A 22,997-nucleotide genomic window follows, 5' to 3' on the forward strand; every position below is an offset into this window, starting at 1 on the left:
CTCCTACGGGATGCGCCGGGTGCGAACCTACACCGCGAAACGGAAGCGGATGACGTCACCATCGGCGACCGGGTAGCCCTTGCCTTCGAGTCGGAGCCGCCCCGCATCCCGGACGGCGGACTCCGAGCCGTAGGTCACGTAATCCTCGTACGAGATCACCTCCGCGCGGATGAACCCCCGTTCCATGTCGGAGTGGATCTCGCGCGCGGCGCGCTGGGCGCGGGTCGCGCGGCGGACGGTGACGGCGCGGGCCTCCTTGTCATCTGCGGTGAAGAAGGTCACCAGGCTGAGTAGCCGGTACGCGGCGTGGACCAGTCTCTCCAGACCGCTGCGCTCCAGTCCGAGCGCGCCGAGGTACTCACGCTGCTCGGGCTCGGGTAGTTCGGGGAGCTCCGCCTCGACCTGCGCGCAGACGACGACCACCTCGGCTTCCTGCTCCGCGGCCAACTTCCGGAGCGGCTCGACCAGGGGTCCGCCACCGGGCAAGTCGTCCTCGCCGACGTTCGCCGCGTAGACCACCGCTTTGGCGCTGAGCAGGAACAGATCGCGGACCAGGTCGGCGTGGACAGCGGCGTGCTCGAAGCGGCGTGCAGGCTCTCCCGCTGCCAGGTGGTCACGCAGGCGACCCAGGACTCCCGCCTCGTCGGCTGCTGCCGTGTCCCCGCTGCGCGCCACACGGGTGATGCGTTCCAGACGCTTCTCGACCGTCTCGAGGTCCTTGATGATGAGCTCGGCCTCGACGATGTCGACGTCACCGACGGGGTCGACCGCGCCGGACACGTGCACGACGTCGTCGTCGTCGAAGCAGCGCACGACGTGACAGATCGCGTCGACCTCGCGGATGTGCGCGAGGAACTGGTTGCCCAACCCCTCACCGGTGCTCGCCCCGGCCACGAGCCCCGCGATGTCGACGAACTCGATCGTGGTGGGGACGGTCCGGCTCGAGCCGGCCAGCTCCGCGACGCGGTCGAGGCGTTCGTCGGGAACCGCGACGACCCCCACGTTCGCGTCGATCGTCGCGAACGGGTAGTTCGCCGCGAGCGCCCCCGCACGCGACAGCGCGTTGAACAGCGTCGACTTCCCGACGTTCGGCAGACCAACCAGTCCGACCTGCAGCCCCATGCACGCTCACCTCTGTCTGCGATCAGACGTTCGCTGGCAGCGTACGGGCGGGGTGGTCCGGCCCTGGATCACCGATCGTGCGGCGGGCCGCACGCGGACAGTACCCCGACGGTCGGACAGGACGGGGCGGCGTCGCCGCCCGAGGACGGGTCACAGTGAAGGAGCCAGTTGAGAGGAACCAGGATGTGCTACACCTGCGGCTGCGGAGAGCCCACCAGCGATCACGGCGACGAGCGCAACATCACGGAGCGCGACTTCGAACGAGCAGCCGACGCCATGGACATCTCTCCGGAGCAGGCCCGGCGCAACGCCCTGGGCCTGCTCCGCGAGGTCGAGAGCCAAGGTGCCTGACCCGGCCGGGGCGCCACTCCTCCTTCGTGGTTAGCCGTCGCCGACCGGTGGGCCGGCGGGAGCCGTCTCCAGCAGGCCACGGAGCCGGTCGGACCGGGATGGGTGGCGCAGCTTGGTCAGGGTCTTGGATTCGATCTGGCGGATCCGTTCACGGGTCACGCCGTACTCCGCGCCGACCTCCTCCAGGGTGCGGCAGTTGCCGTCGAGCAGGCCGAACCGCATCAGCACGACACCACGCTCCCGTTCGTTGAGGGTCGACAGCACGGTGTGGAGCAGCTCGCGGGTGAGGACGAAAGCGGCCGAGACCTCGGGGTCGACGGCCTCCTCGTCGGCGACCAGGTGGCCCATGGTGGTGTCGCCGTCCTCGCCCACCGGCGTGTCCAGTGACAGCAGTTCCCGAGTGGCCGAGCGGATGTCGCGGAGCCGTTCGATCGGCATGTCCATCGCCTCGGCGAGCTCCGCCTCCGTGGGGTCGCGTCCCAGCTGCTGAACGAGGTCCAGCTCGGCCCACCGCAACTTGCCCAGGGCCTCGTGGACGTGGACGGGCAACCTCAACACCCGCGACTTGTCCGCCAGGCCTCGTGTGAGCGCCTGGCGGATCCACCAGGTGGCGTACGTGGAGAACTTGTAGCCCTTGGTGTGATCGAATTTCTCGACGGCCCGCATCAGACCGAGGTTGCCCTCCTGGATCAGGTCGAGGAGATCCAGTCCGCGGCCGCGGTAGCGGCGCGCGACGGAGACGACCAGCCGGAGGTTGGCCCGGACCATGTGGTCCTGAGCGCGGCGCCCATCGCGATCGACCTGACGAAGCTGCGCACGCTGACGAGGGGTGAGCGACGCCCCGTTGCCGAGGAAGCGCCGAGCCGCCTGGCCGGCCTGGTCGCGCTTGGCCAGGTCGACCTCTTCCTCGGCGGTGAGCAGCGCCGTCCTGCCGATGGCGTTGAGGTAGTGACGGACGGGGTCGGTCGACGAGCTGATCACGTCGGCGACGGGGCGCTCCGCGTCGTCGGCCTGGTCATCGACGACCTCGAGCCCGAGGTCCTCCACGGCGCGCATCGCCCGGTCGATCCACTCCGAGTCGTCGTTGAGCGGGTCGTAGTGGTCGTGGAGCTCGGACAGCAGGACGTAGCCCCGGCCACGACCCCGCTCGAAGAGCTCACCGAGCCCGGGTTTGTGGGTGACCAGCTCCCGAGCCTCGCGCTGCTCCACCCGCTTGGCTCCTTGTGCGCTCGGAGCCGCGCCCGCATGCGGCTCCGGCCTCCGGCGAGCCGACCACGGTGTCAGGGCGGCTCGGCTGGTGGGAGGCGCAGACGCTACCAGCCGGCGGACGCGACGTCCTGGCAGGCCGGCATCGTGGCGGCGCCGGCCGCGCCCTCCGCTACGGTGCCGCCACATGGGGATCTCCGTGCCGGTCCGGGCGGCCTGACCGTGCGCCTGATCGTCGCGCGGTGTCGCGCCCACTACGACGGCAGGCTGTCGTCCACCCTGTCATCGGCCGTGCGGCTGGTGATGGTCAAGGCGGACGGGTGCGTCGCGATCCACGCCGACGTCGGGGCGTACAAGCCGCTCAACTGGATGAACGCCCCCAACACGATCGTCGATGAAGGCGGCGTCTGGCGGGTGCTGAACCCGCGCGGCGAGACCCTGACGATCGAGTTCGAGGAGGTCCACGAGGATCTCACCGTCGACCTCGACACCGAGCGTGGACTCACCCTGGACGGCGTCGAGCGGCAGCTGCAGGAACTGCTCGCGACGCATCCCGACCACATCGCGGAGGGCTCACGGCTGGTCCGGCGGGAGTTCCCCACCGACCTGGGTCCGGTGGATCTGCTGCTGCGCGACGCGGACGGCCGCGCCGTGGCGGTCGAGGTCAAACGGGTCGGCGAGATCGCCGGCGTCGAGCAGCTCGCCCGTTACCTCGACCGGCTGCAACGCGATCCGCTCCTCGCGCCGGTGCGTGGGGTCCTCGCCGCAACCCAGGTCAAGCCCCAGGCCCGGGTCCTCGCCGACGCGCGCGGGATCGCCTGGGTCGAGATCGACCTCGACGCGCTCCGTGGCCGCGACGACGGGACCCTAAGGCTCTTCGAGTGACGCCCACTCGCCGCTTGCGGGTGGCGTTCTCGATCTACCTCGGCGTCCTGGTCGTGGGGGTAGTCGGGTACCAGGTCCTGGAGGGCATGAACCTCCTCGACGCGCTGTACATGACGGTGATCACGGTCACCACGGTCGGCTTCGCGGAGGTCGCCCCCCTCGACGGACCGGGCAAGGTCTTCACGGTCCTGCTGATCGTCGGTGGGGTGGCGAGCGCCACGTACGCCGCCGTGAGCGCCGCGGAGTTCGTGGTGGAAGGTCACCTGCGGCGGATCATCGAAAGGCGACGCATGGAACGCCGGATCAACGCCATCGACGGTCACGTGATCGTCTGCGGGTACGGGCGGGTTGGACGTCACCTGGTGGCCGAGCTGAGGCGCGAGGGGATGCCGTTCGTGGTCGTCGACAACGACGAGGACAAGATCGCCGAGGTCGCCGAGACGGGCTTCTTGCACGTCGAGGGCGACGCCACCGCCGAGCACGCGCTGCGGGACGCCGGGCTGGAGCGTGCCCGTGCTGTCGTCGCCTGCGTCAACACCGACGCCGACAACGTCCTGATCGCGCTGACCGCGAAGGGCCTGCAGCCGGGATGCACGGTGGTGGGCCGGATCAAGGCCGACGAGAATGAAGCCAAGCTGCGCCGCGCCGGCGCCGACCGGGTGATCGCGCCGTCGACCATCGGAGGGCGGCGCATCGCTCAGCTGCTGACCCGCCCGGTCGTGTCGGACTTCCTCGACGGGATCGGCGCCGGCGGCATCGAGTACACCCTCGAGGAGGTCCCGGTGAGGTCCGGCAGCCCGCTGGACAACCACACGCTGCGCGAGGCGGCGATCCGCGAGACGTACGGCTGCACGGTCCTGGCGGTCCTGCACGCCGAAGACGGCTCGATGGACACCCACCCGTCGGCCGAGTCGGTCCTCCACGACGGTGACGTCCTGGTCGTGATGGGAAGCGAGCAGGAGGTCGCAAGCATGCGTGATCGCTTCCGTCCTCCCTGATGCGTGCCAGCGCGGCGGGATCGCAGCGTCCCCGTCATGGGTTGGGGATCGTGAGGCCCAGCTCGCCGATCAGCTGCTGGGCGGAACGACGCAGGCCGACCACGAACGGGCCGAAGTCCGCGTAGCGGGCGGACGCCTCGTCGTAGCGCATGCGGTACACGATGTGCTTGAGATCGGCCACGTCGTGGGCGAACAGGGTCACGCCCCACTCCCAGTCGTCCAGGCCCGTCGAGCCGGTCACCAGCTGCAGCACCCGACCGGTGTACGCCCGCCCGGACCGGCCGTGCGCGTGCATCAGGCGCATCCGTTCCTCGAACGGCAGCAGGTACCAGTTGTCGTCGCCGATCCGCCGGTGTGACATCGGGTAGAAGCAGGCGACCTCCCAGCGCGGCATCTGCGGGTACAGCTTGTGCCGCTTGTACTCGTCCTGGCGGTCGGCGAAGGCGGCGACGCGCCGCTCGAGCTCGTCGCCGGCGACGCCCTTGGCCGCGAGGTCGTCCCGGTACGACTCAGCGGTTGGCGTGTACTCCGACGTCTCGGTGAGGCTGACGTAGGACCACGGCAGCTGCAGCGCGGGGCCGAACTCGCAGGTGGTGATGGCCGTCTGCAGGCGGCGGAGGACCGACAGGTCAGGCGACAGGGCGAAGACCATGGCGTCGGCCTTGTGGCCCAGCACGGAGAACAGGTGCACCTGCGCCTCGGGGTCGTCGTCGAAGCGCTCGAGGACCCCGGCGAGATCCTTGGCCGCCGTCTCGGGCAGGGTCGCCGCGACCGCCCGGTCGACGCGGACGAACAGGTGCAGGACCCCCCAGCCCTCGGCGGGGCGGATCCGCTGTGGCTGGTCCATCGAGCACCTCCGGGCGCGACGCCAGCCTACCGACGGTCAGCGCGCGTCGACCGCAGCTTGCAGCTCGTGCAGCGTCCGTGAGGACACGGCGGCACGGCCGCCCAACACCCACCCGTGGTCGATGTCGTGGCCGGTCAGCCACTGCCATGTCGCGGGCGACGCGGACGCCGCCGCCGGGTCGGTGAGCAGCAGGCCGGCGCCCCGACCCCCCGCGAACGGGCCGCCCGACAGGGCGTCGGGGAACGCTGCGCCCGAGGCCAGCACCGCGGCGGTCGTGGGCAGTCCCGTGGCGGCGACCGCCCACTCGACCAGCCGTGCGGAGGTCTCGTAGCGGTTGGCGCCGGCGACGCGGGTGACGGTCATCCCCCGGGCCTGCAACTGGGTGACGACCGCGTCGGACACGGCTCTGCCGCCCCCGGCCAGGACCACCTCACGGACGCCGAGCACGGCCAGGGCGTCGGCGGTGGCCGAGGCCAGCTGATCGGGCCAGGTCAGCAGGAGCGGGGCGGCGCTGCGGGCCGCGGGGACCGTCGCGCTCAACGCGTCCGGGAACGTCGCGGCCGACGCGAGGAACGCCCTTCCCGACGGGGCGCCGAGCTCGCGGGCGACGCTCGCGGCTGTTGCGGTCCGGTCGGCGCCGAACACGCGGCGCACCTCGGGCACGCTGCGACGCAGCTCAGCCACCACGCGATCGGACACGACCGCCGGACCGCCGAGCACCAGGGCCCGCTGGGGTCGCAGGCGGCTGAGCGCGCCGGCGGTCGCCGGGTGGACCTGGTCGGTGTCGACCAGCAGCAGCGGGGCGCCGTGCGCCGTGGCCAGGGGCCCGCCGGCGAGCGCGTCGGCGAAGCTGGCGGCGTTGGCGAGCACCACCGTGGCGGCCCCGCCGGGCCAGCCGGCGTCGGCGATCGCAGCGGCCGTGGAGAACCGGTCGGGACCGGCCAGACGGTCGACGTTCGGGGTCGGTGACCACACGACCAGCGACGAGGCGACCGGACGCAGCTGACCGCAGGTGGACGGCGAGGAGCACGGCACGTTCACCGTGCGCTGGTCGGCGACCATCGTGGTCGATCCACCCCCGTCCATCATCACGGCGTCGACCGCGCCCAGCGCTCGGACCAGTTCCGCGGTCTGCTGGGTGGTCAACCCGACGCTGTCGGGTTGACGGCCGTCGACCGTCAGCAGGAGCATCTCGTTGGGCGCGGTGAACGCCACGACCGTGCGCGGGTGCAGAACCTCGTTGTGGTGCTCGTGGGAGAAGCCCTCGGCGTACCAGCTGCTGCTTGGGGTGATGGCCCCGTCCTTGACGATCAGCGGACCGGCGGCCACCGCCTGGTGGGCACCGGCCCACTCGGTTCCCGCCGTGTAGACCTTGACCTCGACGGGTTCGCCGGCATGTGCCTGCAGCGTCGCGGCGTGGGTCCCGGTCGCGGCCACGACCGTGCCACCGGCCGGGATCGGCGCCCCGCCGGACGCGGACGCCGCGGGCATCACCACCTCAGCCTGGGTCAGGGCGCGCAGCTGCAGGTCGGGGAAGACGAACTCGACCGTGCCTGCGGGCGTCGTGGTCGACGGGCCGTAGGCGCGGTTGAACGCGACGACCTCGCTGCCGGTGGGCTGGCGGTTCACCGCGGTGATGTCGACCCGGGTGCCGTCGTAGAAGCGCAGGTACCCCTCGAAGCTCGGCCGGCCGACGTCGTACGGTCGTCGCCAGGTCTCGGCCGGATCGAACAACGCGAACGCCCCCGGCCACGACGCCCCGTTGAGGACGTTCTCCGACAGCACGATCCCGTGTCGAACCAGCAGGCCACAGGGCTCGCCGGGCGGGTCCGTCGTCGGGCAGGCCGGGTTCGAGAAGCTGGCGTTCACGGCGCCGACCGCGTCTTCGCCGAGGCGGCGGGTGGTGCTCAGCACCGTCTCGCGCCCGGGGATCATCCCCTGTCCCAGCTCGGGGACGACACGCACGCGCGGGTGTCCCAGCGCCAGACGCAGCACCTGCACGTTGCTGGGCCCGTGCGCGGTGTGGTGACGGTAGACCTCGCGGACCAGGCCGGGGACCACGTCGAGCCGCTGCACGAGGCCCGCCGCGCTGTCGGCCTCGGCGGGAGCCGGCGCCACCGGCGTGAGCGCCCCCAGCGCGGCGACGGCTGCGGCGGACACGATGCAACGGATCAGGCGGCTCGAGTGGATGGTCGACCCCCGGTCGAGGTCGCAGCATGCTACTGCGGTTCGGCGTCCGCCGGTTCCTCGTCGAGGTCCAAGACCTTCTTGTCGAGGACGGTGCCGTCCTCCTTCAGCTCGTAGAGCAGCGGCACCCCGGTGGGCAGTTCCAGGCCGGGGACCTGCTCCTCGCTCAGCTGGTCGAGCTCCATCACGATCGAGCGGTTGGAGTTGCCGTGCGCCACCACCAGGACGTCCTTGCCCTGACGGATATCGCCGAGGATGGACCGTTCGTAGAACGGCAGGGTCCGTGCGGCGGTGTCCTTCAGCGCCTCACCGTTGGGCGGAGGCACGTCGTAGGAGCGCCGCCACAGGTGCACCTGTTCGGCGCCGTACCGCTCACGCGTCTGGTCCTTGTTCAGCCCCTGGAGATCGCCGTAGTGGCGCTCGTTCAACGCCGGGTCACCGATGACCGGCAGGTCGTCGTAACCGGCCACGTCCATCAGGATGCGGAGCGTTTCGGTGGCGCGCTTGAGGGCCGAGGTGTAGGTGATGTCGAAGGTCAGCCCCCGCTGTTGCATCACCAGTCCGCCCCGCCTGGCTTCCTCCTCACCGAGCGGGGTCAACGGGACGTCCACCCAGCCGGTGAACCGGTTCTCGAGGTTCCACAGCGACTGGCCGTGGCGCACCAGGGCGAGCGTCGGCATCTGGGCTCCCCGCGCGTGACCAGCAAGCGAGGCTACCGCAGGTGCCCGGCGCTCCTGGGACCATCCGGCCGGCTCGGCAGGCCGGTCATTGGATGACCGCCCGCAGCTCGAAGTGCATCCCGTCCGGGGTCGACCAGTGCCCGCCCCACCCGAACCCCCAGCGCTGGAAGATCTCGACGATCCGCCCGTCCATGGTCGGTCTCGCGCCGTACTGGTTGGTGGCGACGTTGAAGTCGACGGCGAGCCCCCAGGCGTGCATCGACAGGGGCTTGTTGGGGTCGAACAGGATGTGGCGGGGAACCCAGCACCCGCCGTACCCGCCGCGGTCGATCAGGTGAGCCAGTCCGCGGGCCTCGACCTCGCGCAGCGCGTTGATCAGCTGGGGCATCATCACGCGGTGGCAGCGGGCGACGCCACCGAAGATCGGCAGGCGGGCGGAGACGATCCACTTGCGGACCCACGCCGGATCGATCGTGATCATCCCGTCGCCGTGATCGATGTAGCTGAACGGCTGGAACTGCTTGGCTCCGACACCCACCAGCCGGGCCCGTTGCTCGGTCGGGGGCTGCACGGGGGAGACGTCTCCACCTCCGATCGCCTCCACCAGCTGCCGGCCGATCGCCTGCGCGGCGGTGTCATCGGACACGGCGATGACGAGGAGGTTGGCGGCGGCCGCGCCCAGCTGCGCACCGACCTGCCAAGACACCAGCGCGTCGGCCAGTGGAGGCGCCCCGTTGGACGCGAACGCACCGACGCGCAGCACGAGCGTCTCGCCGGATGGCCCGTACACCGTGGCGTCGCCGCCCAGTGGGAGCTGCAGGTGGTGAGCGATGTCGTGCCGGACGACCAGCTCCCCCTCGGTGAGGCGCTCCCAGACCCCTTTGGTCTGTGCCGTGGACGATGGGGTGAGCGGTCGGAAAGCCACCGGGTCGACCACCAGGATCTTCACCTGCTGCGCGCTCCCCAGCGCCTGGATGCCGCCGTCGAGCTCGACCGCGCCGGCCAGGTGGCGGATGCCGGGGACGTTCAGTGCGGTCACCAGCCCGTCGGGCTGGACGGGCTCGGCCGGGCGGACCAGCAGCTGGGGCTGGACCGGCTCGACGGTGTCCGCGACCGGTGGCTGCGGCGCGTCCGGCTCGGGGGCCGCGGCTGTCGTGCCCTGCTGCTGTGCGGCCGGGTCGGAAGGTTCGACGCCACCGGGGCCGACGGGGGCGAACTCGGCCTGCGGTGGTGCCACCGCGGTGGTCTGGGCGGCGACACGTTCCCCGGTGTCGGTCCCGAGAGGGGACACCAGCAGCGGCAGCACGAAAACCAGGGCCGCCGCAGTCCGCCACCGGGGGCTGTTGACCAGCCGCAGCCCCGAGCGTCTCAGGCGCGTCCACACGGTCGACGCTCTCCGATCCGGTTCGCTCGGCCCCTGAAGCAACCTGGCGGGTAAGCGCGTGGTAGAGCCTACGCCAGCGGCGCGGCCGCCGTCTGCGCTGTCGTGCCGCCTTCGTGACACGCCGCTCTCCTCGCGGTGCGCTGATCCTCCGCCCGGCCGGTCGCGGATCATGGCCCGACGTGGACCGGGCTTGGCCGCACGGTGCCGTGGCGGATCCCGCCGTGCGTGAGCGTCGGCGTCGTCAGCGGTGACAGCCGGTGGGCGGTGAGCTCACTCGACGGGAACGTCAGGCGGAAGTCGCCGTCGGAGGTGGGATCGGCCACGAGCGCCTCGGCGACCATGGAGTTGTACTGCCAGGCGGTGAACTCCAGGGTGCTGGCGTTGAGGACGACCTCCTGTCCCCAGTCGCTGCACCAGCGCCGGACGCCGGGGATGCGCGACGCGCGGGGGGTCCACGAGTCCGCGGCCACACCGTTCCCGCTGGCAACCCACACTCCCCGGTCGGTGTGCAGCGCCAGGGTCTGGGTCCCGGCCGTGTGACCGGGCGTGTACAGCAGCGCGACGCCGGGTCCCAGGCGGACGTCGCCGTCGACGAACAGCAGCGACTCCGGGGGAAGGTCCTCGTAGGCCCACGGCTGGTACCAGGGCACCTGCAGCGGGTGCAGGTGGAGGATCGTCTCCCACTCGCGCACCTGGGTGATCATGCGGGCGTTGGGCAGCCACCCAGCCAGCGACTCGTCGGCCGCACCCAGGTCCGGGGCGGGGCGGGTTGTCCCAAGCAGCCGACGCACGTCCTGACCGTGGAGGTGGTCGAAGCCGACGTAGTCGACATCAGCCGGGTCGATCCCGAGCACGCGCAGGTGACCCAGCACGGTGCCGTGTACCCGGGTCAGGAACCGGTGAGGAACGACCGAGCGCTGTTTGAGGTCGGCCAAGTACGGCGTGTGCTCGCCACGTTCGTGGTCGGAGGGCTCCCACAGCAGCGTGCGGCGGCGCTGTTGGGGATCGGTCCACTGCACGACCAGCATGCGGTTCGTGATCCACACGAACGGGGCGGGGCTGGCCGCGGCCCGCCACAGAGCGAACCGTGTGGGGTACGGGAAGGTGATCAGATCGCAGGTGGTGACGGCGTCGGGGCGTCCGCTGGTGAAGATCGCGTCGCGGACATCGACGGCGGCCTCGCGGATGGCGGTGAGTTCCGCGCCTGGCGGAACGCCACGGAGCGCCTGACCCGGCCGGACGCCGCGAGCCTCCATGAACGGTCGCAGCTCGGGGAACTCCTCGCTGGCGACCGCGTCGAGCACAGGTGGCCTCCTCACGGCCGCACGGCCGGCTGGGGTCCAGACCGCCTCACACGCCGGAACGTGCACCCGGTACCAACGATCGGACGCCGTCGCGGTCACGCGCCAACAGCCCCGCACTGTGTGACAGGCAGTTTCGCGAGATCCGCTCGGGGCAGGGGCCGGAGCCGTACCATCCTGCACATGCTCGTGCGACGCAGGAGGCTCCGCTCGGCGCGGCGAGGTCGCCGCGCGTCCCACGATGACGGTCCCCGACCACCCGCGATGCGCCTCGGTGAGGTCCTCGGCATCGAGGTCGCCGCCGACCGGTCGTGGTTGGCCATCGCGTCGGTCCTGCTCGTGGCGTTCGCGGTGGTCTTCCGCGGATGGTTGGAGCCCGCTCCGGCCGCCGTGGCCACGTTCGCGGTGACCGGCGCGGTCCTCGCCAGCATCGTGATGCACGAGCTCGCCCACGCGCTGGTCGCGCGTCGGCTGGGCATGGAGGTCGTCGGCATCACCCTGTTCGTGTTCGGTGGGATCGCGCACCTGCGCGATCACCCGTCCAGGGCGGACCACGCGTTCGCGGTCGCGCTCGCAGGTCCCCTGGCCAACCTCCTGGTCGGTGGCCTGCTGATCGCCGCGCCCGACCTCCTGTCGGTGGCCGACCCGCTGACCGTCACCATCCTGACGTACCTCGGGGTGTTCAACGCCGCGGTGGGGTTGTTCAACCTCCTACCGGGCCATCCCCTCGACGGCGGCGTGCTCGTGCGATCGGCGGTGTGGGCCCGCACCGGCGATCCCGAACGAGGCCGGCGTGCGGCGCGGCGCTGCGGGCTGGGGCTCGGCGTCGTGACGATCGCTGCGGGGGTGTCCCTGGCGGTCGCCGTGAGCGTGCCCGACGGCCTGTACCTCGCGGCGGTCGGAGGGTTCCTGCTGCATGCGGCACGGCAGGCCGCACGTCTGCATGCGGAACCGGACAGCGATACGGTCCCGGCCGAGACGTAGGCGCCCGGGTTCACCGTCCCCGACGGCCGCCGCTCAGGGAGAACAACCATGCGCGTCCGTCTGCGCAACCCTGACCGAGAGGTCGAGCTGGAGGGCCCGCGCACCGTGCGGCAGGTCCTCACCGAGTTGGACATCGACCCCCACACCGTCCTGGTCATCCGCGACGGCGAGCTCGTCACCGACCGGATGGCGATCGCCGACGAGGACGAGATCGAGATCCGTCCGGTGATGTCGGGTGGGGCCGGCGACCCGCGCTGCGTGGTCTGCCGCGTCCCGGCGGTGATCGAGGAGCCGCGCCACCGCTCGGCGTGGTGCGGCGCTCACTTCGTGGACCACGTGCACAACCAGATCCGCAAAGCCATCGACCGCAACGCGATGTTCAGCTACCGGGACCGCATCCTGGTGGCGGTCTCCGGCGGGAAGGACAGCCTGGCGCTGTGGGACGCCCTGGTGACCATGGGCTACCGCGCGGACGGGCTCTACGTCGGGCTGGGGATCGGTGGGTACAGCACCCGCTCCGGTCGGATCTGTCGCGATTTCGCCGCGGCGCGCGACGTCACCCTGGTCGAGGTCGACCTGGCCGACGCCTACGGCTACGCCGTCCCGCACGCCTCCCAGGTCGCGGACCGTGCGACGTGTGGGGTGTGCGGGTTGTCGAAGCGGTACGTGTTCAACCGCGAAGCCGTGCGGGGCAACTACGACGTCGTCGTCACCGGCCACAACCTCGACGACGAGGCGGCGACCCTGCTGGGGAACGTCCTGCGCTGGCAGGGTGGCTTCCTGGCGCGGCAGCGCCCCGTCCTGCCCGCGACGGGTGCGAACCAGCCGCGCAGGTGCAAGCCCCTGTACCGCCTGTCGGAGCGGGAGATGGCCGCCTACTGCGTCGTCCGCGGCATCGAGTACGTCGTCGAGGAGTGCCCCCTAGTCGCCGGGAACACCGGCATGGAGCTCAAGGAGGCCCTCAACGTGGTGGAGCGGCACGCCCCGGGGACCAAGGCGCGGTTCCTGTTCGGTTTCCTGGAGAAGCACGCCGACAAATGGGACACCGCGGAACTCCACGACCAGGCGGGCGTCGCGCTCACCGCCTGCACCGCCTGCGGCATGCCGACCTCGTCGCGTGACGGTGCCCACGTCCCCGTGTGCGCCTTCTGCCGCCAGCGCGACCGGATCGTGGCGCGGTTGCCCGCCCGACAGGCGTGAGCGCCCGGCTGCCGGGCGCCGACGCCCCACTCCAGGCCGGGGAGCGGGTCATCCTCCGCGACCGCAAGGAGCGCCGTTACCTGGTCGTCCTGGAGGTCGGCGGCGAGTGGCACAGTCACGCGGGGGTGCTGCGTCACGACGACCTGATCGGACGCCCGGAGGGCAGCGCCGCACGTACCTCCAAGAACATGGCCGTGGTGGCGTTCCGCCCAACGCTGGAGGACTTCACCCTCAAGATGCCGCGCGGCGCGCAGGTGGTGTACCGCAAGGACCAGGCGATGATCGTGGCGCTCGGCGACGTCCGCCCGGGCTGCACGGTCGTGGAGGCCGGCGCCGGGTCGGGCGCGTTGAGCCTGGCGCTGCTGGCGGCCGTGGGCCGCGAGGGGCGCGTGATCTCCTACGAGCGGCGCGCCGACCATCTGGCGTACGCCCGCCGCAACGTCGAGAACTTCCTCGGCGGTCCGCCGCCGAACTGGGAACTGCACGCGGGCGATCTCGCCGACGCGCTCCCCGGACTGTCCTGCCACCGACTGGTCCTCGACGTGCTCGAACCATGGGAGCTCGTGGCGGGGGCGGCCCGGGCGATCCGTCCGGGCGGGATCCTGATCGCCTACACCCCCACCGTCACGCAAGTGATGCGGCTGGTGGAGACGCTGCAGGCAGACGGAGGCTTCGGGTTGGTGCGGTCGTCCGAGACGCTGCACCGGACCTGGACGGTGTCGGGCCTGGCAGTGCGCCCCGACCACCGCATGGTGGCGCACACGGCGTTCCTCACCACGGCACGGCGGATCGAGACGCTCGAACCCGCCTGATGGCAGCCGTTCGACTCATCGGCAGCCCGACCGTATCCACCTATACTCGACCCCGACGAGCGCTGTCCGGCCCCAAAGGGAGGCCCCGTGACCGAGCGTCACTCCGACCGCCATCCTGATGACGTCCGCCGCCGCGCCGAGCACCAGCCAGAGGTGTTCGTCGGCAGCATCGACGATCACGACGAGCTGCAGGCTGAGCTGAAGTACCTGCGCGAAGAGGTGGAGCTGCTGCGGCGCCGCCTCGAGGCGAGCCCCAACCGCATCCGCCTCCTCGAGGAGCGGGTCCTGGAGACCAAGGGCCAGCTGCAGGGCGCCCTCAACCAGAACGCCAAGCTCGCCGAGACCCTCCGCGCCGCACGGGAGCAGCTGGCCACTCTCCGCGAGGAGGTCGAGCGCCTCTCCAGCGCCCCGCAGAGCTACGCGTCGTTCTTCCGGCCCTACGACGACGGGACGGCCGACGTCTCGTCGCAGGGCCGCAAGCTCCGGGTCAACGTCGGACCTGACGTGGACGTTGACGAGCTCAGCCCCGGTCAGGAGGTCCTGCTCAACGAGGCGCTGAACATCGTCGGTTCCAGCCGGTACGAGGATGCCGGCGAGGTGATGATCGTCACCGAGCTTCTGGGCAAGGGCCGTGCGCTGGTGATGGGCCGTGGCGACGAGGAGCTCGTGGTCCGCCTGGCCGACCCGCTCCTCGATCAGCCGCTCAAGGCTGGCGACTCGGTCCTGGTGGACTCCCGCGCCAACTACGCGTTGGAGATCGTGCCCAAGGCCGACGTCGAGCAGCTGGTGCTCGAAGAGGTCCCCGACATCACCTACGACCGGATCGGGGGCCTGGCCGAGCAGGTCGAACAGATCCGCGACGCCGTCGAACTGCCGTACCTGCACGCGGACCTGTTCGCCGAACATGAGCTCAAGCCGCCCAAGGGCATCCTGCTGTACGGCCCGCCCGGATGCGGCAAGACGCTGATCGCCAAGGCGGTCGCCAACGCTCTCGCCAAGCGGGTGGCGGAGAAGACGGGGAAGTCCGACGCGCGGAGCTACTTCCTCAACGTCAAGGGCCCCGAGCTGCTCAACAAGTACGTCGGTGAGACCGAGCGGCAGATCCGACTAATCTTCCAGCGCGCTCGCGAGAAGTCCGCTGAGGGCTACCCGGTGATCGTGTTCTTCGACGAGATGGACTCGCTGTTCCGCACCCGCGGGTCGGGTGTCTCCTCGGACGTGGAGAACACCATCGTCCCGCAGCTGCTTGCGGAGATCGACGGGGTGGAGTCGCTGAAGGACGTCGTCGTGATCGGCGCGTCCAACCGTGAGGACATGATCGACCCGGCGATTCTGCGCCCCGGCCGCCTCGACGTGAAGATCAAGATCGAACGGCCAGACAAGGACGCCGCCCGCGAGATCTTCCGCATCTACCTCCACGCGGGGCTCCCGCTCGACCAGGCCGAGGTCGATGGCCACGGAGGCGATCGCGCCGCGGTGATCGAGGCGATGATCGACCGCACCGTGGAGAAGATGTACGCCGAGGACGAGGACAACCGCTTCCTGGAGGTGACCTACGCCAACGGGGAGAAGGAGATCCTGTACTTCAAGGACTTCAACTCCGGAGCGATGGTGCAGAACGTGGTCGACCGTGCCAAGAAGTATGCGATCAAGCGCTTGATCGCGTCCACGGAACGTGGGTTGCGCACCGACGACCTGGTCCGGGCCATCCGCGACGAGTGGCGCGAGAACGAGGACCTGCCCAACACCACCAACCCGGACGACTGGGCGCGCATCTCGGGCAAGAAGGGCGAACGGATCGTCTACGTGCGCACGCTCGTGAGTGGTGCCGAGGACAGCGGGAAGGCGATCGAGAACGTCAACGCGGGCCAGTACCTGTAAGGGTCCCACCCGCGGCAAGTACCTGTAAGGGTCCCACCGCCTCCGTGGCCCGTCTTGGCAAGCCCAAGACGGCCACTCCGGTTTCACGCCCGGTCAGGCCCAGACACCTCGGTCAGCAGCCTTGGATCGCGTCCCGGCCTACCCTTAGCGACGACGGCCACGCACGACCGAAGGGTGTTCGGTGGTCCTTCCCAAGTACATCGGCACGGAGACCGAGTTCGGGATCACCGTGCAGGGTCAGCCCGACGTCAACCCGGTGCTCGCCTCGTCGCTGGTCGTGTCGTCCTACCAGCCGACCGCCCGCCACCAGGTCAAGTGGGACCACTCGGAGGAGCACCCGCTCCGCGACGCGCGCGGCTACGAGGAACCGTCGTCGCAGGAGCCACCCAGCGACGAGGACCTGGGGCTGGCGAACACCGTGCTGACCAACGGGGCGCGCTTCTACGTCGATCACGCCCACCCAGAGTACTCCAGCCCCGAGTGCAGCAACCCCCGCGACCTCGTGATCTGGGACAAGGCCGGGGAGCGCATCCTCGAGGTCGCCGCGCAGCACGCAGCGAACGCGCTCGCCGGCGGCCGAGTCCTGATCCACAAGAACAACACCGACGGCAAGGGCGCTGCCTACGGGACCCACGAGAACTACCTGGTCGACCGGGCCGTCCCGTTCCCCACACTGGTCAGACAGCTGATCCCCGTCTTCGTGTCGCGCCTGCTGTACGTGGGGGCGGGGCGTATCGGGAACGAGTTCGACGACCCGGACGTGGACTACCAGCTGTCCCAGCGGGCCGACTTCTTCGAGGTCGAGGTCGGGCTGGAGACGACGCTCAAGCGGCCGATCATCAACACCCGCGACGAGCCTCACGCCGATCCGGAGCGCTACCGACGTCTGCACGTCATCAACGGCGACGCCAACCTGTGTGAGGTCGCGACGTTCCTGAAGCTTGGGACCACCGCGATCATCCTGTCGATGATCGAGGATGGTGCGGCACCCGACCCACCGGAGCTGGCGAAGCCGGTGGCTGCCTTCCACGCGATCAGCCATGACCTGACCGGCCGTGGGACCGTCATGCTCAAGGACGGGCGGCAGGTCACCGCTCTCGACCTGCAATGGCGGTACCTGGAGGCGGCCAAGCGGTACTGCAAGGACCTCGACCTCGACCCGGTCCACGCCGAGGTGCTGCAACGCTGGGAGTCGGTCCTGACCACGGCCGAGGAGGACCCGCGACGGCTAGCCGGTCAGGTCGACTGGGCAACGAAGCTGCAGCTGCTCGACCAGTACCGCCAGCGGCACGGCCTGGATTGGCGCGACGACCGTATGAAGATGGTGGACCTGCAGTACCACGATGTTCGGCGGGACAAGGGCCTCTACCACCGCCTCGCGGAGCGCGGCAAGGTCGAACGGCTGGTCGCCGAGAGCGAGATCGAACGGGCGGTGTGGCACCCGCCGGCCGACACCCGCGCGTACTTCCGCGGCCGCTGCCTGGAGAAGTTCCGCAACCACATCGTCGCTGCCGGCTGGGACGCGCTGATCTTCGACGTGGGCCGTGACGCCCTGCAACGGGTGCCGATGATGGACCCGGGGAAGGGCACCGCTGCCCACGTCGGCGACGTCCTGGACGCAGCTGAGACGGCCGAGGACCTGCTGGCGTCCCTGACCGGCTGAAGCGTGGGTACCCTCCGCACGACGACCAGGAGGGACAGCGTGAGCGACGGGGGACGTACCCAGAGGCGAGCCCGGACCCGGGAGGCCGACGACGAGCAGTCGACCCAGACGGCCGAGTCGACCTCCGAGGACGTGATCGAGGACGTCGACGAGCTCCTCGACGAGATCGACGAGGTCCTCGAGGAGAACGCCGAGGAGTTCGTCAAGAACTACGTCCAGAAGGGCGGCCAGTAGCTCCGACTCGCCGTGACCGCGTCCCGGCGGTCACGGAGCAATGGCACCTGCAGCCACGTCGGTTGGCCGAGCGGTGCGGCGATGCGCCGTGACAAAGACCGCAGGCGAGCGACGCCGCGGTGGCGCGGCATCCTCCGCGCCCACACGCTGGGCGAGCCAGATGCCGGGGACGGTGAGCAGCACCCCGACGACGGCCTCCATCGCGACCTGCTCGCCGCGCGCGAACCAGCCCAACGCCAACCCGACGGCAGGGGAGAGGTAGCTCACCATGGCGGCGTTGCTGGCACCAACACGCTGGATGAGCCGGTAGTAGAGGATGAATCCGCCGGAGGTGCTGACGCAGGCCAGCAGCAACCACGCGATCCACACGCTCGCCGGCGCCGCCAGCGACGGCTCCACCTCGATGCGGACCGCCAGCGGCAGCGCGACCACGGCCGCGGCGGTGAGTTGGCCGGCCACGCTCACAGCGGGGTCGAGCCGGTGGAGGTAGCGACGGGTGTACACGCCGCCGGCGGAGAACAGGACGACGCTGGCCAGGATCATGGCGACGCTGCCGAGCCGGCCGGACGCCGTGGCCGAGCCCGAAACGACCAGCACGATGCCGGCGAACGCGAGCAGCATCCCGCCGGCGCGCCGGGCCGTCACCCGCTCCAAGCCGACGGCCGCGGCGATCGCGAGGGTCATGGCGGGCGTGGGCGCGCCGAGCAGGGTGGCCAGGCCCGAGGGGATCTCGTCGCCGGCGGCTGCGAGCAGCGTCCACGGCACCGCCATCGCGCCGGCTCCGACCACGGCCAGGTGCAGCCAGGTCCTCGGTGCGCGCGGCAGGCGCTCTCGGCGCAGCGCCACCACGATGGCGGCCACCGTCAGGCCGCCGAGCGCCCGGCCCGCGACCAGCCAGAGCGGCGCGACGTGGTCGACGACGACGCGCACGAACAGTGCAGAACAGCCCCAGATCGAGCCGAGCAGGAGCAGCAGCAGCCCGTCGGACAGCCGGAACGACGAGCGTGAGGCGGTGGGCATGGCAAGAGGCCTGTCACGAGTACGCCTCAGGAATCGGCACGCCGGCGGCCGACTGTAGGGACCGGCCGCAAGCGGGCCCCCACGCGGAGACGCCAGGCCGGTGCTGAACGCCCCGAGCACGGCGGGCGACGCCGCGACCTCGGCGTCGAGGCTCGCCCAACCGCATGCCAGGGTCGTCGCCGCCGGTCAGGACGGCGACGTGAGCTCCGGGAACATCGGGAAACGCTTGAGGTTGCGGGTCCACAGGGCTGCGTCCAGGATCCCGCCGTGGCCGCGACGACGCAGTCGACCGGGTCGACGCCAGGGTGGACGGGAGGTAGCGGTTCGCCATCTGCCCGGCCTGTTCGGTGATGGTGTCATCCACGGGAATCCAGTCAGGACCTCCAGGAGCCGACGAGTCGCTGGTTCTTGGCCCGATCGCGTCCCGGGCGAGCACCTCCCCTTGGTGACGATTGAGGCCGCCAGTCGCTCCCCATCGTCCGCCGCCATCCTCAGCGCCTGCCGCGCGTCTGGATTGCCGCGCAGATGGTCGCCGCTGGTTGAACCGACCGGCAGACGCCCGGTGAATGGTTGGCTGACGACCCGGAAGCGGCCGAGTCGCTGATCGGCGCCACGGACAAGACCCCACGGGACACCGCGCTGTCGTACGTGGCCACCGCCCGGGTGGCGCTGCGGGCCTACGAGACCCCTGCAGCGGTGACGTCCACGACGTTGCTGCCCCAGGTCGATCGCGATGCGCTGCCCGACAGCTGCCGCCACGCCGAGGTCGCGCTGTCCGGCATCAGCGACCGGAGGATGCTCGAGTACCTGTCGGGGCTGCTCGGCGACGAACAGATCCGGCAACGGTCCACCTCGGGACGGGCCTCGCAGCTGTCGGAGTCCGAAACGTGGCGGCCGCTGGCCACGGTCGACGAGCTGCGGTGGCTCCCCCCGGACCGGGCCGTGCTCGTACACACATCGACTTGACCCGCCCGGATCCATCTGCGCCCCTACGACCGGCAGCGTCACTGGCGACACCTGGCCGACGGAATGGCAGCCGGCCGCGTCGTCCGACTGAAGCGCCGGCAAAAGAGTGCGGTCAGAGTTTGAGCTGGCCGCGAATCGACAGGATGGCCAGGCCGAGGGGCACCGGGCCCACCCACATCCAGAAGGCGTTCCTATGGACCCTGACCGACGCCAGGCTCGACGGGGCGCAACCTGACCGGAGTCTCAACCGCGGACCTGACCGGCGTCGAGAAGCTCGAGCAACCTCACAGTAGATTCGGGTGGATATGAACCCCTTCTCGCACCCAGCCATAGCCGCAGCGATCGGCGAACTCGGCGGTGACCACGAGCCGGTCATCGCCGCTGACCGCGGTGATGCGATCGCGGTCGTCCTCGTGAACGACGACAACAAGCGCACCGTGATCGTCGAACGGGAAGGTGGCCAGTGGCCGCTCCCGAAGCTGGTTGGCGGTATCGGACGGCGCGTTGCGGTCAGACAGCCGACCACGGTCCCCCATGAACCCTCCGGTGAGCTCACCTGGAAGGCTTCAGGCCGGACACGCGCCGACGGCAGTCCGCCAGAGGTGGTGTGGTGGGCGCTCAGCGGGACGCCGCGGAAGATGTCGATGCCGTCCACGTCGAGTCGGCGCGAGATCAGGTAAAGGTGGAGGTGCGCGAGGACGGCTGGTTCCTGGCGCTGCTGCGGGGACCTCGACGTTGTCAGGCAACGGTCAAGGTGCAAAGCCATGACGGCACGTGGCGACCCATCAGCCTGTAGGTGTCGGGTTGCTTCGCCGCCGTCCAGACGTTCCGATCCTCTTCGGGGCCCACACCGCCGAGCGGGCCGATCGCAGGAGGGCAGCGAACCGTGAGCGGTCGCCTGCTGAGGTCGCGAACTCGCCGAGTCACTCCGCGTCGCGCGACACACCGTTCACGGTGGCGCGACCACCCTGCGCGCGGTGGCTTTACCGGCGCCGGTCCCGTCGGCGCAGGGTGAGCACCAACACCGCCAAGCCGACTGCGCCCGCCCCCCCGGCGCTGACCGCGATCAGCGGCCGCCCCGCCGATGCGGTCGGCTGCGATGTGGTGGCTGGTGGCTGCACAGCGTCGTCGTCACGGGCTGGCTGGTCCGGGACGGCCGGTGAGTCGCCAGGAGGGTCGACCGCGTCCGGGCGCGGCGGGGCCAGCATCGCCACCATGATCCCCATCACGTCCTGCCAGGTGCGGCTGCTGTCGTAGACCGCGGTCAGGCGGAGCACATCGCCCGACTCCACCGGGACGCCGTCGGGATCCGCGAACGTCGTCATGCCCGTCAGCTGCCACGGTGGGCCGGGCGTGCTGTGGATCGCGTCGGACGTGAACAGCTGCGCCGCGGCCGTGGCGTTGTCCAGCCGCAGCTGCAGCCCGCCGTCGTGCAGGTGACCGCCAGCGAACACGAACCGACCGCTGATCGGCATCTGGTAGGTCCAGACCTCCTCGTGCACCCCGCCCCCGCCGCTGCCAGCCTCGACGGTGAACACGGGGTGGGCGCTGCAGTTGCGCACGTCGAGCCACACGGGCCGGACGGGAACGATGTCGTCTGCGGCGTCGACCTCGGCGACGTAGCCGAGGTCGAGCTGGATGAACGCCTCCGGGTGACCGGCCAAGCCGTCGAGCATCGCGACGAGCACCCAGCCGGGCACGTCGGTGTCTGCCTGCTGCGCCGGGCTGACCCAGTGGTAGCCGTACCCGTCGGGGAGGGCAGCCTCGGTGCGCTCGCTTCCCGTGGCGAAGAAACGTTCGTAGTTGGGCGCGGTCCCTCCGTAGGTCTCGCAGGTGAGGTCGCCCCGGTGGGAGTTGAGCCAGACCGCGTGGTGCAGGTGCACCGCGTGGTGGTGCACTTCTCGACCCTCGGCGTCGACCAACGTCGCGCGAGCCGAGGTGACGTACCCGGCTTCGGGCGGGGCGGCCACGCCGCTGAGCAGGTCGACGCGTTCGCCAGACGGCACCGGGATCGGCCCGGCCACGCAGCGGTACCCGTCAGCGGTCGCATCGCACCACGACGGCACGTCCCCCGATCGGGCGACCGCTTCCGCTCGCGGAGCGCCCGCAGCCACGAGGAGCGTCGCCGCTGCGGCGACCGCGGCGATCCGGGCGACGATCGACCGCCGTCGGATCGGGCCGACGGCTGCACGCGGCCGCTGCATCGCCAGGGTCCGTCCATCACACGGCGGCCCGTCGCGAGCCGGTTCGGCCGGATCGTAGAGCAGCACGCCTGACCCGGTGTCCTACTATCCATAGCGCTGCAGCGGCCCGACGACGTAGGAGTGGCGATGCGAAGGAGCGTCCCGACGCATCCGACCACGGTGGTTCGCCGTTGACGCCCGACCAACCACGCGCCGGCCTGTGGGGCGAGCTCCGGCTGCCGACGCCGTTCGACCCCGACGGGTCGTCGTTCTTCGAGGTGATGCGGCGGCGGGCGCCCGACGCGATGCCCGGGATGCTGCGTGGTTCCGACAGCGGGGACGCACGCGACGTACTCGGCGAGCTCACCGCCGAAGGCACAACCGTCCTGGCGTTGACCTACCGCGACGGCGTCGTGGTGGCCGGCGACCGTCGCGCCACCGCCGGGCATCTGATCTCCAAGAAGGACGTGCGCAAGGTCTTCCCCGCCGACCGGTTGAGCGCCATCGCGATCAGCGGGGCGGCGGGCTTCGCAATGGAGCTCGCCAAGGTCTTCGCCACCGAGCTCGAGCACTACGAGAAGGTCGAGGGAGACACGCTGTCGCTGGAAGGCAAGGCCAACCGGCTGGCGCACATGGTCCGCGCCCATCTCCCGTTCGCGATGCAGGGCCTGGTGGTGGTCCCGCTGTTCGCCGGAGTGGAGGCGGCGGACACCCACGGTCGGATCTTCGAGTACGACCCGGTCGGGGGCCGCTACCTGTCGGCCGACTACGCCGCCACGGGATCAGGTGGGCGCGACGCCCGTGGGGCCCTGAAACGTGACCACGATCCTGACGCGCCGCAGGAGCACGCTGTCCGCTTGGCGGTCAGCGCCCTGTTCGACGCCGCGGAGGAGGACAGCGCCACCGGCGGGCCCGACCTGATCCGGCGCATCTACCCGATCGTGGCCGTGATCGACGGTGACGGGTACCGGGAGATGAGCGAGGAGTCGGTCGGCCAGCACGTCGAGGACGTGGTCGCGTCGCGCGAGGAACGCACGATCGCGGACATACCGCCGCAGCGGTGACCGTGCCGGCAGCCTGACGGGAGACACCA

22 protein-coding genes are annotated in these 22,997 nt (G+C 70.8%); 12 read left to right on the forward strand and 10 right to left on the reverse strand.

The genetic code is table 11. The features are described 5' to 3' along the window. Nucleotides 1–27: 27 nt before the first annotated feature. Nucleotides 28–1,122 (reverse strand): redox-regulated ATPase YchF, encoded by a 1,095-nt coding sequence (gene ychF / locus KY462_10035; protein ID MBW3578056.1) that lies wholly within the window; start codon nt 1,120–1,122, stop codon nt 28–30. A gap of 168 nt (nt 1,123–1,290) precedes the next feature. Here ychF and KY462_10040 point away from each other — a divergent pair, with 168 nt between their 5' ends. Beyond that, the gene (locus tag KY462_10040) at nt 1,291–1,473 is read left to right on the forward strand and encodes a hypothetical protein (protein MBW3578057.1); all 183 of its coding nucleotides are present in this window, start codon (nt 1,291–1,293) and stop codon (nt 1,471–1,473) included. Nucleotides 1,474–1,503: 30 nt separating this feature from the next. Here KY462_10040 and KY462_10045 read toward each other — a convergent pair whose 3' ends face one another. Next, nucleotides 1,504–2,682 carry an RNA polymerase sigma factor gene (locus KY462_10045; protein ID MBW3578058.1) on the reverse strand — a complete coding sequence of 393 codons (1,179 nt, stop codon included), beginning with the start codon at nt 2,680–2,682 and terminating at the stop codon, nt 1,504–1,506. A 219-nt stretch (nt 2,683–2,901) separates the two neighbouring features. Here KY462_10045 and nucS point away from each other — a divergent pair, with 219 nt between their 5' ends. Beyond that, nucleotides 2,902–3,564 carry an endonuclease NucS gene (gene nucS, locus KY462_10050; protein ID MBW3578059.1) on the forward strand — a complete coding sequence of 221 codons (663 nt, stop codon included), beginning with the start codon at nt 2,902–2,904 and terminating at the stop codon, nt 3,562–3,564. Beyond that, nucleotides 3,561–4,562 carry a potassium channel protein gene (locus KY462_10055; protein MBW3578060.1) on the forward strand — a complete coding sequence of 334 codons (1,002 nt, stop codon included), beginning with the start codon at nt 3,561–3,563 and terminating at the stop codon, nt 4,560–4,562. The genes nucS and KY462_10055 overlap by 4 nt, the downstream gene beginning before the upstream one ends. 34 nt (nt 4,563–4,596) lie before the next feature. Here the strand turns inward: KY462_10055 and KY462_10060 are convergent, their stop codons facing one another. The 5 genes from KY462_10060 to KY462_10080 form a co-directional block, all read right to left on the reverse strand. Continuing rightward, complete coding sequence (locus tag KY462_10060) at nt 4,597–5,409, reverse strand: chlorite dismutase family protein (protein ID MBW3578061.1); 813 nt, start codon at nt 5,407–5,409, stop codon at nt 4,597–4,599. Nucleotides 5,410–5,445: 36 nt separating this feature from the next. Continuing rightward, nucleotides 5,446–7,569: a cell wall-binding repeat-containing protein gene (locus KY462_10065; protein ID MBW3578062.1), complete on the reverse strand. Its 2,124-nt coding sequence runs from the start codon at nt 7,567–7,569 to the stop codon at nt 5,446–5,448. A 59-nt stretch (nt 7,570–7,628) separates the two neighbouring features. Next, entirely contained in the window at nt 7,629–8,276 is a 648-nt protein-coding gene (locus tag KY462_10070) for a 2,3-bisphosphoglycerate-dependent phosphoglycerate mutase (GenBank protein ID MBW3578063.1), read from the reverse strand. An 85-nt stretch (nt 8,277–8,361) separates the two neighbouring features. Next, the gene (locus KY462_10075) at nt 8,362–9,660 is read right to left on the reverse strand and encodes a M15 family metallopeptidase (GenBank protein MBW3578064.1); all 1,299 of its coding nucleotides are present in this window, start codon (nt 9,658–9,660) and stop codon (nt 8,362–8,364) included. A gap of 167 nt (nt 9,661–9,827) precedes the next feature. Further along, the gene (locus KY462_10080) at nt 9,828–10,964 is read right to left on the reverse strand and encodes a hypothetical protein (protein MBW3578065.1); all 1,137 of its coding nucleotides are present in this window, start codon (nt 10,962–10,964) and stop codon (nt 9,828–9,830) included. Between the two features lie 261 nt (nt 10,965–11,225). On the opposite strand from KY462_10080, the gene KY462_10085 reads away from it, so the two are divergent. From KY462_10085 to KY462_10110, 6 genes are all read left to right on the forward strand, one after another. Next, nucleotides 11,226–11,945 (forward strand): site-2 protease family protein, encoded by a 720-nt coding sequence (locus KY462_10085; protein MBW3578066.1) that lies wholly within the window; start codon nt 11,226–11,228, stop codon nt 11,943–11,945. 48 nt (nt 11,946–11,993) lie between these two features. Further along, nucleotides 11,994–13,145, forward strand: a complete 1,152-nt coding sequence (locus tag KY462_10090) for a MoaD/ThiS family protein (protein MBW3578067.1) — start codon at nt 11,994–11,996, stop codon at nt 13,143–13,145. A gap of 8 nt (nt 13,146–13,153) precedes the next feature. Then, on the forward strand, nt 13,154–13,957 hold the full coding sequence (locus tag KY462_10095; GenBank protein MBW3578068.1) for an SAM-dependent methyltransferase: 804 nt from the start codon (nt 13,154–13,156) through the stop codon (nt 13,955–13,957). 87 nt (nt 13,958–14,044) lie between these two features. After that, nucleotides 14,045–15,838, forward strand: a complete 1,794-nt coding sequence (gene arc / locus KY462_10100; GenBank protein MBW3578069.1) for a proteasome ATPase — start codon at nt 14,045–14,047, stop codon at nt 15,836–15,838. A gap of 199 nt (nt 15,839–16,037) precedes the next feature. After that, the gene (locus tag KY462_10105; protein MBW3578070.1) at nt 16,038–17,501 is read left to right on the forward strand and encodes a proteasome accessory factor PafA2; all 1,464 of its coding nucleotides are present in this window, start codon (nt 16,038–16,040) and stop codon (nt 17,499–17,501) included. 39 nt (nt 17,502–17,540) lie between these two features. Beyond that, on the forward strand, nt 17,541–17,735 hold the full coding sequence (locus tag KY462_10110) for a ubiquitin-like protein Pup (protein MBW3578071.1): 195 nt from the start codon (nt 17,541–17,543) through the stop codon (nt 17,733–17,735). A gap of 30 nt (nt 17,736–17,765) precedes the next feature. Here the strand turns inward: KY462_10110 and KY462_10115 are convergent, their stop codons facing one another. Then, nucleotides 17,766–18,755, reverse strand: a complete 990-nt coding sequence (locus tag KY462_10115) for a DMT family transporter (protein MBW3578072.1) — start codon at nt 18,753–18,755, stop codon at nt 17,766–17,768. Between the two features lie 570 nt (nt 18,756–19,325). On the opposite strand from KY462_10115, the gene KY462_10120 reads away from it, so the two are divergent. Further along, nucleotides 19,326–19,721 (forward strand): TraM recognition domain-containing protein, encoded by a 396-nt coding sequence (locus KY462_10120; protein ID MBW3578073.1) that lies wholly within the window; start codon nt 19,326–19,328, stop codon nt 19,719–19,721. Between the two features lie 284 nt (nt 19,722–20,005). Here the strand turns inward: KY462_10120 and KY462_10125 are convergent, their stop codons facing one another. Next, entirely contained in the window at nt 20,006–20,257 is a 252-nt protein-coding gene (locus KY462_10125; GenBank protein MBW3578074.1) for a hypothetical protein, read from the reverse strand. A gap of 74 nt (nt 20,258–20,331) precedes the next feature. Here KY462_10125 and KY462_10130 point away from each other — a divergent pair, with 74 nt between their 5' ends. Further along, nucleotides 20,332–20,517, forward strand: coding sequence for a hypothetical protein (locus KY462_10130; protein MBW3578075.1), 186 nt, complete (start codon nt 20,332–20,334; stop codon nt 20,515–20,517). Nucleotides 20,518–20,704: 187 nt separating this feature from the next. Here KY462_10130 and KY462_10135 read toward each other — a convergent pair whose 3' ends face one another. Beyond that, nucleotides 20,705–21,925: a hypothetical protein gene (locus KY462_10135; protein MBW3578076.1), complete on the reverse strand. Its 1,221-nt coding sequence runs from the start codon at nt 21,923–21,925 to the stop codon at nt 20,705–20,707. A 260-nt stretch (nt 21,926–22,185) separates the two neighbouring features. Here KY462_10135 and prcB point away from each other — a divergent pair, with 260 nt between their 5' ends. Continuing rightward, nucleotides 22,186–22,968, forward strand: coding sequence for a proteasome subunit beta (gene prcB / locus KY462_10140; protein MBW3578077.1), 783 nt, complete (start codon nt 22,186–22,188; stop codon nt 22,966–22,968). Nucleotides 22,969–22,997 lie beyond the last annotated feature (29 nt).

This window comes from Actinomycetota bacterium, assembly GCA_019347675.1.
Taxonomy (GTDB): domain Bacteria; phylum Actinomycetota; class Nitriliruptoria; order Nitriliruptorales; family JAHWKO01; genus JAHWKW01.